This is a genomic window from Granulicella mallensis MP5ACTX8, assembly GCF_000178955.2.
Lineage (GTDB): Bacteria > Acidobacteriota > Terriglobia > Terriglobales > Acidobacteriaceae > Granulicella > Granulicella mallensis.
Window position 1 is genome coordinate 4,356,717 of record NC_016631.1, and the last position, 13,191, is coordinate 4,369,907.

The following is a 13,191-nucleotide window of genomic DNA, read 5'->3' on the forward strand; positions in this document are numbered from 1 at the left end:
CAGTGTCCAGCGGGGTCAAGGAGAAGCGGGTTCGCCCAGTAGCCGGCCGCCCTAAGCGTTAATGGTTGCTATCTTCTTATCCCTTCTGCCGGCAATTGACTCAACCTGGACTGGTTCGAAGCATCTAGCGCGCGACAAATTCTCCAGCCAGATTTCTCATACTAGCTTGCCTGTTGCGGCAACCGATCTTCCCAGCGCTATCGCTCTCGAAAAATTCAGCAGGAATCGCCAAGTCATGGCGTTTTTTGCCAAGCAGAAGTTAAGAGGCTGTAAAAACGACGGATGGGATTACTCCCAGCCGTCGTTTATGTATATCGTCCTCTGGCAGCGGTCTTACGCGTGCGATAGCTCCAGAGGACGATTCTCCAGGGCCTGCTCGAAGGCACGTTCGATAGCTTCGGCAGCAACGTCAAGCCCACGGCGCTTCGCAATCACGTCTCTGAAATACTGCGCCTTCTCGTTATAACCGGGAGTGTGCAGAACTTTCTGAATCAACTCGTGAAGGCCGTCGATGGTGAGGTCGTCGAGCTGAAGAGCCTCGCCGACTCCGTGGTAGGCGAGGCGAATAGCTACGCCGAACTGGTCATAGCCGATGGGGATCGCCACCATCGGCACGCCCAGTGCGAGCGATTCAAGCGCCGTATTGAGACCAGCATGGGTAATGCAGAGCACTGAACGCTTGAGAAGTTCGAGCTGAGGGGCTTTGTCGACGACGATTACGTTGGACGGGATGGGACCGAGATCAGCGAGATCGATATTGCTCCCCTTAGAGAGAACGACCTGTATTTCAGGCATCCGTCCGACTGCGGGCAGAATGGTTTTATAGATGCTATCGAGGCCGTTGACAAGGGTCCCCAGGGAGGCATAGACCAGGGGCCTGCCATCCAGCTTCTCCCAGGGAAACGGGATGGGCTCGCGGCCTGCATCGTCGAAGAAGGGTCCGGCGTAGTGGAACTGCGGAGGCCAGGGAATGCCGGGCAAGTCGAACTCTTTGGGCGTTTGCGACACGACGGCTACCGCGTGCCTGGAGACCGTTGCAGCGGGATCGCTCCAGTCCAGCTTCAATCCGGCTCGCTCCGCGTATTCTTCCGCGAGAGGTTGCACAATACCGAAAAATGCGTTGTCGCTCTTTTTGAGGTCCTCGGTATTACGCACACGCGCCTCGGGTGTGTCCTCGTACCTCCCCGACACAACAGAAGGAAGCGTGGCACCGGAAAAGTCGATATTTAAGATGGCCCATACATGCGCATAGGGGATGCCCAGGCTCATGGGAACAACCTCGAGGTACATGTGGATCGTGTCGAACACCAGCGCCTCAACACCTGTTTCAGCGATTACGCGCGGCAGATGCTGCGATGCCAACTGGAACATGGCCCTTCCCGCCCCCTGAATGGTCCAGCGGGTCGTCTCCATGCCGTGGAGCTTTGCAGCCGGGGCGAGGATACCCGCGGATGATCCTGCAGGAAGTTCCTCTTCACAGTAGGAGACGAAATTCAGCCCAGCGGCGCGGGCGTAGGGGCCGACATCAGGAATTCCGATGAAGACGATCTCGTGTCCGCGGAACTGTAATTTGCGGGCTAGCGCGATCATCGGATTGAGGTGACCGGTGAGCGGCATACTAATAAAGCCAATTTTCATTTGTAAGACTCTCTCTCTTTGTGGTGTTTGCGCCCGGCAGAAGCAACTGCGGGTACGGCCCAGAGGGCGTCGGCGAACGTGTTTCCGCGCACTAAGAGAAACACGGAAGAGGGAGGCTTATTCCATTTTATTTCCGACCAGTCGGTATATTTTAGCTCTTACGAGAAGCCAGCCTGTCTCCAGGCTGGCGTGGTATTGCGAGGAAAGGACCAGATCATTACTTCATTGGGGAAGATCGAACAAAACGACAGGAGGACTCAGAAACACTTACCAGGGCAGTTCTTTCCCGAGGTGAATGAACTTTCCGTTGGGGCCGTCCTCACCGATCAAGGCAAGTTCGACGCTGGTCTTGGCTCCATCCACGATCTCCATCTGGGCGTGCTGCGTGCCCAATTCGGTCTTCACCCATCCCGGATGAGCTGAATTCACCTTGATGTTGGTGGACTTCAGCTCGGCAGCCAGGTGAACCGTGAATTGATTCAGCGCAGTCTTCGATGCGTTATAGGCGAAGGCCTTGAATGGCGAAATAGGGCTTCCCGGCATCGATTGCAGCGTAAGAGAGCCCACGATGCTCCCCAGATTTACGATTCGGCCTGCAGGGCTCTTCTTCAGTAGAGGAAGGAACTCGCGCGTGATGGCGACAACGGAGAAGAGGTTTGCATTGAAGACCGACTGCAGCTCTTCTTCTGTCGTCTCGATGGTATGGGCATTCAGCAGGCCCCCCTCACCTCCAACGCCGGCGTTGTTAACAAGGATGTCGAGTTTGCCGAACTTCTCGGCCACAAAGCTGGCAGCCGCCTTTCGGTCCGTATCCTTGGTGATATCCAGGCCTACGGGATAGGCTTCGATGTTCTCCGCCACCAGTTTATCCGCGGCCTCCTGCGCAGCCTGCGCCGTCCTGCCGCCGACAATGACCGCAATCCCCTTCTGCCCTAACTGGCGTGCCGTTTCAAGGCCAATTCCACGAGTTGCTCCAGTAACGAGTGCTACTTTCTTATCGCTAGGCATCTATCTGCCCTCCTGAGTGAATTGGATGGAGATCTCCTGAAGGTGATTCTTAAAATCGACCAGTCGGAAGTATTTACAAGAGAATACCATCCAGATTCTTCATAGTAACTTTCCCGTTGCGCTAAGAGATCTCCGCATCAGGATCGCTGCCGAAAAACATCAGGAATAGCCAAACCATGATGCTTTTCGCCAAGATTGCCGCCTCATCCGAGACTAGCTTCAGAATGGAACAGGATCGCGAGTGTCGATGTGGCGCGGGATGGGGCACGATTGCTCAGTCCGTATGGGCACAGGAGCGCACAGACGGCTCTCGAATCTGGGCGCATCCGAGAGAAAGATCATGCCAGCATTCAAGTTTGTTCGAAATGTAGTGACAACCGCGATCAGCGTTCCCGCTGTCAAGGCGCTGGCGAGAGACTAGGCTTTTCCGTAGGTCAGGGTATCTAGATACGCGTTCATATGTTTTCCAGCTCTTTCGAGGAAACCCGACTTCTTATCGAACCGGTCCAGGACCATGGCTCCTTCAAAGAGCGATATCAAGAGGGCTGCCACGTCTTCCGGTTCGACGCCTGCCCGGATCTCCTTACGGGCCTGTCCTTCCGCCACAGTGTTCTGAAGGTATAGACGCCATTGCTTGAGAGCATTCCGCGCTACCTTCTTGAGCGCCGGATTACCGTCATCGCTGTCGACAATGGTGTTAATCAAAGGACAGCCGCCTGAAAACTGGGGGAGCGATACCAGATGATCGACGTGTAGTTTCAGCTTTTCAATCGCATTCGCGACGGTATCCATCCTGGCGAGCCGGGCACTGCTTGTCTCCTTCCAGGCATATTCGAAGGCGGCAATGGCGAGGGCCTCTTTATTGGGGAAATGGCCGTACAGGCTACCTTTTTCCAGACCGACCGCCTCGACGATATCCTGCATGGAGCAGCCATCGAAGCCTTTTCGATTAAAAAGGGGTGCCGCTTTCACGATAATCCGGTTCCGCGTTTCTGTTCCTTTGCTCATATGTGATCTACTGTGCCTACTTCATCGTTTTGCATGCAACACTATAGTAGACGGTGAATGGACCTCAAACTGCGACGTAGCAACCACTCTCGCTCGTGGCAGCGCCTCATCCATCCATGGGTTCGAATTACCCATACCAGCACGGCCTCCTATACCTGAGCTTTTAGAGCGTACTGAAAAGAAGCGCAAAGAGTCTTGCTCGGCCCGCTCCAGTTAAGGCCGAACAACCCTAAAAGGCAGCCACCAATATGGATCACTCCATCAACATCCCAACCGTCTGGAATGGACTTGCCGAAGCCATGTATTTGAAGGATTCGCCGACGGCGAACGTCAGGCTATCCGAACTTGCCGCATTCTCATTTGGCAGATTGCAAAGCAGCGAAGGTCTCGCGGAAATTGCGCAACCGCTCGTTGGGGAGCACGGCTACATTGTTGTGCTGCAACTCAAGACGATACCTTTCATCGAACAATTCCTGGGCGGAAAGAGAGTGTCGAGTGGCTCTTATCCCGTTGGAGCGGTCAGTGCCATCGACCTGCAAAATGAACCTGCGTGCTTTCTCCCCAATCCCTTCGACGCGTTAGTGCTGTATGTCATGCAAGCGGCTCTGGATGAGATTGCCTATGACCATCAACTCCCCCGGGTGGAGCAGTTGACCTGGCCCCACGGAACAGTTGATCCCGTTGTCCACCATCTCGGGCAATCTCTCCTCTCTTCGCTCGATCACCCCACTCACACTTCGAAGATCTTTTTAGACCATGTTCTGCACGCCTTGAACTGCCATTTTGTATGTTCTTACAACACTGCTGCAAAATCGATCCCACCCCTTCGGGGTGGACTCGCGCCCTGGCAGATGCGAAGAGCCACCGAGTTGCTGGACACTCATATCGATGGGAACATTGCCCTTCGAGAGGTTGCGGAGGCCTGCGACTTATCCTTAGGCCATTTCGCACGAGCCTTCGCAAAGAGCTTTCGCAAGCCGCCTTATAGGTGGTTGATCGAACGGCGTGTAGAGAGGGCAAAGCATTTTATGATCCACTCGCAACTGTCACTAGCCAACATCGCTACTCTGTGTGGATTTGCGGATCAATCTGCGCTCACCCGCTCCTTCAAACGAATACAAGGGATGAGTCCGGGGATATGGCGAAGGAGAACCACTGGCGATAGCAGAGAGTCATACAATTCAAACAATGGCGATCACTTCTATATGTAATGAACTGGCTTGCCACCCGATCGTTCATTTACAGTCGTTCCAAGACTTTCTCCGGAGGTAAATCGATGCCTCATTCCCTGGGCCACCTAAGTTCCCCAAGAGCGATCTCGGCAACGCGCCGTGATTTTCTGCGCGGAACCATCGGCGCCCTCTCGCTGGCCTCGATGCCGCGTAGTTTGACCGCTCAGACATCCATATTACGGGCGACACAGAAGACGATCCTGGTGACCTTTGGGGGGGGAGCGCGCGACGAAGAGACCTTCGCCGAGGAAGGCCAGGAGAATATCCCGAACCTTCTGCGTACCCTGCTCCCACAGGGGACCTTCTTCAGCCAGGTCATCAATGCCGGCATTCTCGGCCACTACGTTGCGACGGCAAGCATCGTGACTGGAAGCTACGAGCGATTCGACAACTTCATCGCGCAGGCTCCGCCTAACCCGACACTCTTCGAGTACTACAGAAAAGGTCTGCGCCGCCCGGCGACCGATACGTGGGTCATCGCTCCTAGCAATGGCTTTCAGCGCATTGGCAGCAGCAGCCACAAAAACTTTGGGCCAGAGTATGGCGCCGGAGTGATTCTTCCCAAGCGACTGCTGGCAGCCGCACTGCACGACAACAAGGCGACGGACGGTGAGGCGCTCTCCCATCTGCTGCAGGACAGCTACGAGATGCCCGAGTACCAGCCACTGCAATCGGGGATGGACCGCGAACTGCATCTTGACATGCTGGAGTCGTCGCTGCGGCTCTCCGTGCAGGATTTCGTACAGAAGGCTCGCAGCCTCGACAGTGCCGATGAGCTCTCGATCTACATCACGCGACAACTCATGAAGCAGCAGGCTCCTTCCTTAATGATGCTGACACTGCACGATATGGACATCGCACACTCCGGCTCCTACTCGCTGTATGTGGATGCAATTCAACGGGCCGACCGCCTCTGTGCGGAGCTATGGAACATGGTGCAGACTGACCCCGAGTACAAGGACCGCACCACGCTTTACATCATGCCCGACTTTGGCCGCGATGCCGATAACGACCCCGCGGGTAACGGCTTCCAGCATCATCGAACGGGAGGTGCGATGGCCCGTACGACGTGGATGCTGGCGCTGGGACCGCATCTGCGCCAAAACACGATTGTGGACCATCCGATCGAGTCGATAGACCTGGTTCCTACCATCGGCAGCTATCTCGGCTTTGAAACAGCCTCCACCGGCAAAGTCATTCGGGAGCTTCTATGACACCGGATCAGCTTGTCGCCTCATCGTTTGACGGATACCCTGCCGCCGCACGCAGGTTCGCAGTGGAGCATCTTTCTCTGCTGCAGCGGCTTCCACTGGTGGTGTGTCCCTCCTTCCTACAGCAGATCCAGAACCTGGATACGAGCTTTCCAGCCGAGAAGGAATCGTTGCGGTGGCAATGCGACTCCCTGCAAAAGCTTGCGCCCGAGAGATACTCCGCGCTGGCCAGCCCTCTCGCGGCACTTTCAATCCCCCCGTCTCTTCAATCTTTGGACTGGGTACATTCGCCCGCAAGCTTTATTCCCGAACTTACCGCCTATCTATGGTCCAGCGGACAGATTAACCAGTTCCGGCTTGCGGCAAGCGCACTCTTTGCCTCCGTCCCCAGCCGCGAGGACACAACGCATCGGCTCGTGTTCGTGATGCTTGGGCAGGGCGCCCAGGTCGAGAGTGGAAAGGTTCTCCGGAAGCTGAGCAAACAAGGAGTCTTCTTTAGCTCTCTGAAGACCGATACGGCTTTTCAGGATATCCGCCGGGCTATAGAGTCGCACGCCTCCAAAGCCAGCGCCCCGTATGCGAATTGGTACGTGGATGGAAGCGTGATCTCTGATGAGATAGCGAACAAGCTTCCGAATACAACCGCAGTCAGCTATACGGGCCTGTCCAAACTTCGCGAACGAGTGCTGGAGAGGATGCAGGTAGCTCTTCCCAGCAGCAGCGGAGGAGCCGAACAGATACATACCCGGCTCATCGGCACGTCGTGGCGTGACGTAGGAGCCTCGGAGATCACCAGCGACCCCGTGCTCCAACGCTTCTACACGGAACTCTTCACAGAGAGCTCAGGCCCGCAGATCTTTAGTACAAGTTTTGTGCAGTGGGCCGGTCGCGAGCTCATTCGCAGAGCACAGCCGCAGACACTGCTGTTACGCTACACGCCACGCCAGAGCCACCGTGAGATGAGCGAGATGTTCGCCTCCGTGACACCCTCGTCCTTCGATCCACAGGGCTCCTTCCGCGATGCCGAGATGGGCGCCTACTACAACTGGATCGAGATGAATCGAATCGCTGCTCCTGGAAAACTTACGTTCATGGCATGGGTCGAGAACAAACCTTTCGCCGTGATCGTAGGAGCCGGTACGCCGGCAGGAACAATCTGCGCTACCCCCATGAGCATTACCGAAGCCCTGCAGAACTTTGGGTAAAGAACTTTGAAGAAAGAAAAAGGCTCCCCCGCGATGTTCCGCGAGGGAGCCTTTCCTTTACAGGGTTAGAAGGTGAGACGGCCCGCCACCTGGATGGAACGCGCATCCGTGATGATGCCCGAGAAGCGTGTGTTCGTGATCTGCTGGCTGGAACCACCCGAAAGACCGGTTCCAGGATTGCCGAACGAGGGAGTATTCAGGACGTTGAACCCATCCGCGCGAAGCTGGAACGCCGCGTTGTGGAAAGGCAGAGCGAACGTCTTGAACAGTGAGACGTCCACGCGATTGAAGCCAGGCCCAAAGAGTCCTACGCGGCCACGGGGGCCAGAGGGAATGAGACCAGCCTGAGCTGCATTGATGGTGTTGGTCGCCGAGGTTGCTCCTGAGGAAACGACCTCGGGCGGATTGACATAGGAGCAGGGGTTGAACCACTGCTGCAGCGTGCGTGTCTTGCTCGCGCATTGGAACTGAGCCTGCTGCGGGCTGGCCGAAGAACCGGCAGCCGTTGGGCTGTAGCCGTAAGGTGCGCCCGGAGTGAATGGATCGGCAATCTTGTAGGGATAGCTCGAACCCTGGTTGCTGGAGGTCAGGAAGACCGGGTTACCGCTCTGCGCCTGGAAGATAAGACTCGTCTTCCATCCGCCAACCACTTCATCGGCCAAACGGCTTTGGTTCAGGAACTGCTTACCTCGACCGAAGGGCAGATCGTATTGGCCATTCAGCGTGACGCGATTGTGAACGTCCTGAGTGCAATCGCCATAGTCATAACGAATACCCAGAAGATTGGGGTTGCGGTACCCGCCTGCGGCGCTCTGTCCAATAGGACCGAAGGCATCGTCAAGGCAGTGAGCCCAGGTGTAGCCCGCCAGGAAGTACAGTCCATGGCCGGCATGTTTTTCGAGCTTGGCCTGCATGGAGTCATATCGTCCAATGCCCTCGGACGTTACATCCACCACACTAAAGTCGTGGAACGGCTGATAGAGTTGGCTATTCGCACCGGCCGGCACATACCCCGGATAGGTGTTGGCGTCAAAGGTAGCGCGAAGGTGCTTGCTCTCATTCCCCTGATAGCCAATCGTGAACGTCAGCGTATCGGTGAAAGAGTGCTGCAGGGTCAGGTTATAGGCCGTGGTATAGGCGCTCTTGGCATTCTGATCCTGAGAGTAGATCGTTCCGATGCCTGACGCGTTGGCAAGAGCCGCAGGACTGCTTGCGGCATTGCCGAAGCCAGTTTCCAGGGTCTGTCCGTTCGTCGGGCAGGTAACGGCACCATTGAGGTTGTAGCACTGGTTAGGCGATGGAATGAAGCTGGCGTTGACGAAGAATGGAGCGTTGTACGCGAGGTTCACACCAAGACCGATATTCTCGAGACCGCCATAGAAGATACCCCCGCCTGCGCGGAGCACCGTCTTCGGATCGAGCAGATAGGAAAGACCGATGCGGGGAGCGAAGTTATACCTGCGAGGGTTCACAAGGTAGTCATTCGAGGTGTACTGGATCGCAATGTTGTTCGCCGCCAACGTATTGATCAATGTGGGCGAGAAAGGAAAGCTTTGCTGCGAGGACGGAACCAAGAGCGTACCCGTGCCCTGGTTCATCCCAGCATAGTTGCCGACGAAGTTCGCCTGCTCGTTATGTAGCTCGCGAATCGGCTGGGTGTATTCCCATCGAATGCCAAGATTGAGCGTGAACTTGGGAGTTACCTTCCAATCGTCCTGCACGAAGGCAGAGTAGTACCACCGCAGATCGGTAAAGGGAGCTACCGTGCTCAGACCTGAGTTATTCATATCGTCGAGCAGGTAGTCCGCAAGACCCGAACCGGTGTAGTGCGCGTTCAGATCAGCAGGGTTTTCGGTATAGGCTCCTGTGAAGTTCTGATAGCCGAGACCATTGGGAGGCTGCAAACCGTAGAAACGGATGTGCTGGAAGTTGATGCCGGTCTTCAGTGTGTGCCGACCAAGCTGCTTGTTTACGTTGTCGATGATCTGCAAGACGTTCTGCAGTTCGCTGGAAGGAAGGTAGCCGGCGGTGCCGATCTGGCTGGCTGCGTCGTTGCCACTGTGCGAGTCACCAAAGTTGGTTTGCGGTAAACCGCCCAGATTTGCGATCCCGGTCGGAATACCACCGAGGCCAAGCGATGAGGCGAAGTTGGTATTGGCTGCATCCGGTCCCAGGTAGGCAGCAAACAACCAGTTGTAACCTACTCGAAATTCGTTGGACAAAGTGGAGCTGAAGAAATGGGTCTCGGAGAACACGCCACTCTTGGAATAGTTCGATTCCTGACCGGTGCTGCCGAAGCCACCTCCATCAAGCTGGCCAAGAGGCGGTGCAATGTTCTTGGGACTGTTGGAATAGCTGTAGCGTCCGAACATCTGATCCTTGGACGAAAAGTTGTAGTCCAGTCGAACATCGTATTGTGTCGTGTTGCTACCGATCGCAGTGGCCGGTACCGTGTAGTTTTTGAACGTCTGGTGCGCTCCGCCCTGGTTGGGCAACGGATACAGGCTTAGAACCTTCAGCGCCGCAGCATCCAACTGTGCGGGGCAAATGACGTTCTGCGCTCCGTTGCAGGTCAGATACCGCGGAGTGGAGCCGGGAGTCGGCATAGTGCCGCCGATGGACGTTGTAGCATTGCCGCCCGGAAGAAACAGGTCGACCGCTCCAACGCCATTGGTGTTATTGGGATCCAGCAGTTCGCTAAAATCGCCAGTGCGTTCAAGGGCTGTAGGCACCGTATAGTTCGCCTGAGGAGGGTTATAGCTCGAGATGCGAGTCCCTTCCGCATCGGCAAAGACGAAGATCTTGTCCTTCCAGATCGGTCCGCCGAGGGTCGCGCCAAACTCGTTCAGATGATACGCCGTCTTGGAATTGGGAGCCGTAAAGTAATCCTGCGCGTTCATGCGATCGCTGCTGTAGTACTCCCAGAGGCTGCCGTGGATGGTGTTCGATCCGCTCTTGATGGAAGCATTGATGGCAGCGCCTGTGCCGCGACCCAGTTCGGCGCTATAGTCACTGCTCTCGACCTTGAACTCAGCGAGAGCGTCGGGCGGGGGACGTACGGCGTAAGTAGCGCCGTTCAGAAAGTCCTGCATGTTGGAGTTGTTATCCACGCCGTCAAGAACGAAGTTGTTCTGCGAAACGCGATTACCGTTGGAGGTGAAGTCGCCTGCACCGGCAACCTGCGTGAAGCCCTGGTTGGGAGCGGCAACACCGGTGGTGAGCTGCGCAGCGAACACATAGTTGCGTCCATCGAGCGGCAAGTCGTTGAGCACAGCAGCGGAGAATACCTGGCCGGTCGATGCTTCTTCCGTCTGCAGGTTGGTTTCCGCGTTCACCGTGACGGTGTCACTGACTGCGCCCGGTTTGAGCGTAATGTTCAGGCCGACCGTCTGGCTCACATCGACATGGATGTTGTCCTGCACCTGGGAGTTGAACCCCGGAGCGGCGACTGTGAGCTTATAGTTGCCGATCTTGACCGGAACGAAGTTGTAGGCACCTGACCTGTCGGACTCGCGAGTCAGCGTCAGGTTGTTGTCCTTGTTGATGAGTGTGACGGTCGCTCCAGGAATTACCGCCTTGTCCGCATCGCGGACGATTCCGGTGACAGACCCCTGATCGACCTGCGCTTGAACAGTTGTCGTGCCCCCAATTACCACGAGAGACGAAATAAAGAGGAGTGCTGATTTACAAAAGCGCATTCCCTGGGACCTCACAAGTAGATTTAGCTGGAACAGACGTATAACCAAGCTGGGCTAATTCGTCTTCCATCCCGAACTTTGTTGCGTATTAGAAACAACTACGGCAACTGCGCATACAAAGTCAATCGCGTTTCAGGCGATCTGATTGCTCAAAAAGCAACTGATTTTTCTCTATTCTGTTCAATTATTGGGGTATTAGTGCAAGAATAGCCGTAATGAAAAATTTTTCCCCTGCAAAAAAATATTTTCATAAGTTCCTCGCCATCACCCTTCTCCCCCTCCTTTCGGGTGCCGTGAGAGGCCAGGTCGCAACAGCCTCAGCAGCCCCCCTTACCGTGGGCACAAGCGGGTTTCTTCTCAAGGACAAACCCTTCCGTATCGTCTCGGGCGAGCTGGAGTACGCCCGAATCCCGCGACCGTACTGGCGCGACCGGCTGCGAAAAGCCCACGCCATGGGCCTCAATGCAATCACCATCTATGTTTTCTGGAACATCCATGAACCGACGCCGGAAGTCTACGACTTCTCCGGGCAGAACGACGTGGCGGAGTTTGTCCGTGAAGCGCAGCAAGAGGGCCTGTACGTCATCCTGCGGCCAGGGCCGTACGTTTGCGCGGAGTGGGATTTAGGCGGCTATCCCGCCTGGCTGCTGAAGGATCATGAGATGAAACTGCGTAGCCTGCAGCCGGAGTTCAAGGCAGCGGCAACACGCTGGATGCTTCGTCTGGGCCAGGAACTGACTCCCTTACAGGCAAGCCGAGGCGGCCCGATCCTCGCGGTGCAGGTCGAGAACGAGTACGGTTCCTTCGGCGACGATCACGAATACATGAAGTGGGTGCATGAGCTTGTGCTCCAGGCAGGCTTCGGAGGCTCCCTGCTCTATACCGGCGACGGAGCTGATGTGCTCAAACAGGGGACATTACCCAGCGTCTTCGCGGGCATTGATTTCGGCACAGGGGACGCAGCGCGCTCCATCAAACTGTATAAGGCGTTCCGGCCCCAAACACCTGTTTATGTCGCCGAATACTGGGACGGATGGTTCGACCACTGGGGCGAAAAGCACCAGCTTACGGATGCTGCCAAGCAAGAGACCGAGATCCGTTCCATGCTGGAGCAAGGGGACTCCATCAGCTTGTACATGGTGCATGGCGGCACGAGCTTCGGCTGGATGAACGGAGCCAACAACGATCACGATGGCTATCAGCCCGATGTCTCCAGCTACGATTACGACGCGCCTCTCGACGAGTCCGGCCGGCCTCGGCCCAAGTACTTTCGACTGCGCAACATCATCAACGAGATTACGAACCAGACGCCGATTCCGGTGCCAGACTCTCCTCCACTTATCACCGTTCCAGCGATCCATCTGGACGAGGCTCAGTCACTGTGGAACACACTGCCGAAGGCGATTGAGTCAGAGGCTCCGTTGTCCATGGAGGACGTAGACCAGAGCTATGGCTACATTCTCTACCGGACAAAGATCAATGGCTTGGGTACCGGTCAGCTTACCTTCAACGAGCTACACAGCTACGCAAGAATTTACGTGGATGGAAAGCTCGCAGGCGTGCTGGACCGCCGCCTTGGACAGAAGAGCCTTCCGCTACAGATAACCGGAACCCATCGCCTCGACATCCTCGTAGAGAACTCCGGGCGCATCAACTTCAAACCGATCATCCGCACCGAGCGCGCCGGCGCTCTCGGCCAGATCTCCTTCAAGGGTGCAGCGCTCAACCACTGGAGCATCTATCCCCTGCCCTTTGCTCCACCGCCGGAAAAGGGCTACAAGAAGAATGTTTGTACGGGCCCCTGCTTCTACCATGCGGAGTTCTCCACCCCGAACCCCGGGGACACATTCCTCAATACCGAGCAGCTCGTTAAGGGCGTGGTGTGGGTGAATGGACATCTCCTCGGCAGGTTCTGGGATATTGGACCGGCCGGCGCTTTGTACGTTCCGGGGGTGTGGCTCCATCAAGGGAAAAACGAGCTTACCGTGTTCGACCTCAACGGAGGGCGTAATCTGCAGATCGAAGGTCAGGACCACGCTACCTACTTTGAGCCAAAACCTGAATCCGTCACCCCGGTTAACACTGCTCCCAAACCCTAGCTAGACTTTCAGGCCAAGGCATACGCTACGAGGCGAGCTGGTGTGCTCGCGCTGGTGCTCAACCGCGGCAAGACAATATTCATTTTTTGACA

At 56.1% G+C, this 13,191-nt stretch carries 8 protein-coding genes; 4 read left to right on the forward strand and 4 right to left on the reverse strand.

The window, feature by feature from the left end:
• Positions 1 to 333: 333 nt before the first annotated feature.
• The 3 genes from ACIX8_RS17085 to ACIX8_RS17095 all read right to left on the reverse strand — a co-directional run bounded on the left by ACIX8_RS17085 (position 334) and on the right by ACIX8_RS17095 (position 3,654).
• A complete protein-coding gene (locus tag ACIX8_RS17085) occupies positions 334 to 1,638 on the reverse strand; it encodes a glycosyltransferase (protein ID WP_014266627.1) in 1,305 nt (434 codons plus the stop codon).
• 267 nt (positions 1,639 to 1,905) lie between these two features.
• Positions 1,906 to 2,646, reverse strand: coding sequence for an SDR family oxidoreductase (locus tag ACIX8_RS17090; RefSeq protein ID WP_014266628.1), 741 nt, complete (start codon positions 2,644 to 2,646; stop codon positions 1,906 to 1,908).
• Positions 2,647 to 3,063: 417 nt separating this feature from the next.
• Positions 3,064 to 3,654, reverse strand: a complete 591-nt coding sequence (locus ACIX8_RS17095; protein ID WP_014266629.1) for a TetR/AcrR family transcriptional regulator — start codon at positions 3,652 to 3,654, stop codon at positions 3,064 to 3,066.
• Positions 3,655 to 3,902: 248 nt separating this feature from the next.
• On the opposite strand from ACIX8_RS17095, the gene ACIX8_RS17100 reads away from it, so the two are divergent.
• The 3 genes from ACIX8_RS17100 to ACIX8_RS17110 all read left to right on the forward strand — a co-directional run bounded on the left by ACIX8_RS17100 (position 3,903) and on the right by ACIX8_RS17110 (position 7,302).
• On the forward strand, positions 3,903 to 4,865 hold the full coding sequence (locus tag ACIX8_RS17100) for a helix-turn-helix domain-containing protein (protein WP_014266630.1): 963 nt from the start codon (positions 3,903 to 3,905) through the stop codon (positions 4,863 to 4,865).
• Positions 4,866 to 4,930: 65 nt separating this feature from the next.
• Positions 4,931 to 6,100, forward strand: coding sequence for a hypothetical protein (locus ACIX8_RS17105; protein WP_014266631.1), 1,170 nt, complete (start codon positions 4,931 to 4,933; stop codon positions 6,098 to 6,100).
• Positions 6,097 to 7,302 carry a hypothetical protein gene (locus tag ACIX8_RS17110; protein ID WP_014266632.1) on the forward strand — a complete coding sequence of 402 codons (1,206 nt, stop codon included), beginning with the start codon at positions 6,097 to 6,099 and terminating at the stop codon, positions 7,300 to 7,302. The genes ACIX8_RS17105 and ACIX8_RS17110 overlap by 4 nt, the downstream gene beginning before the upstream one ends.
• A 65-nt stretch (positions 7,303 to 7,367) precedes the next feature.
• On the opposite strand, the gene ACIX8_RS17115 is transcribed toward ACIX8_RS17110, so the two are convergent.
• Complete coding sequence (locus ACIX8_RS17115; protein WP_014266633.1) at positions 7,368 to 11,000, reverse strand: carboxypeptidase regulatory-like domain-containing protein; 3,633 nt, start codon at positions 10,998 to 11,000, stop codon at positions 7,368 to 7,370.
• Positions 11,001 to 11,215: 215 nt separating this feature from the next.
• On the opposite strand from ACIX8_RS17115, the gene ACIX8_RS17120 reads away from it, so the two are divergent.
• A complete protein-coding gene (locus ACIX8_RS17120; protein WP_014266634.1) occupies positions 11,216 to 13,099 on the forward strand; it encodes a glycoside hydrolase family 35 protein in 1,884 nt (627 codons plus the stop codon).
• Positions 13,100 to 13,191 lie beyond the last annotated feature (92 nt).

Excerpts from the sequence above, each read along its gene's own strand:
- ACIX8_RS17085 (WP_014266627.1), bottom strand. The coding sequence starts at position 1,638 with ATGAAAATTGGCTTTATTAGTATGCCGCTCACCGGTCACCTCAATCCG.
- ACIX8_RS17090 (WP_014266628.1), bottom strand. The coding sequence starts at position 2,646 with ATGCCTAGCGATAAGAAAGTAGCACTCGTTACTGGAGCAACTCGTGGA.
- ACIX8_RS17095 (WP_014266629.1), bottom strand. The coding sequence starts at position 3,654 with ATGAGCAAAGGAACAGAAACGCGGAACCGGATTATCGTGAAAGCGGCA.
- ACIX8_RS17100 (WP_014266630.1), top strand. The coding sequence starts at position 3,903 with ATGGATCACTCCATCAACATCCCAACCGTCTGGAATGGACTTGCCGAA.
- ACIX8_RS17105 (WP_014266631.1), top strand. The coding sequence starts at position 4,931 with ATGCCTCATTCCCTGGGCCACCTAAGTTCCCCAAGAGCGATCTCGGCA.
- ACIX8_RS17110 (WP_014266632.1), top strand. The coding sequence starts at position 6,097 with ATGACACCGGATCAGCTTGTCGCCTCATCGTTTGACGGATACCCTGCC.
- ACIX8_RS17115 (WP_014266633.1), bottom strand. The coding sequence starts at position 11,000 with ATGCGCTTTTGTAAATCAGCACTCCTCTTTATTTCGTCTCTCGTGGTA.
- ACIX8_RS17120 (WP_014266634.1), top strand. The coding sequence starts at position 11,216 with ATGAAAAATTTTTCCCCTGCAAAAAAATATTTTCATAAGTTCCTCGCC.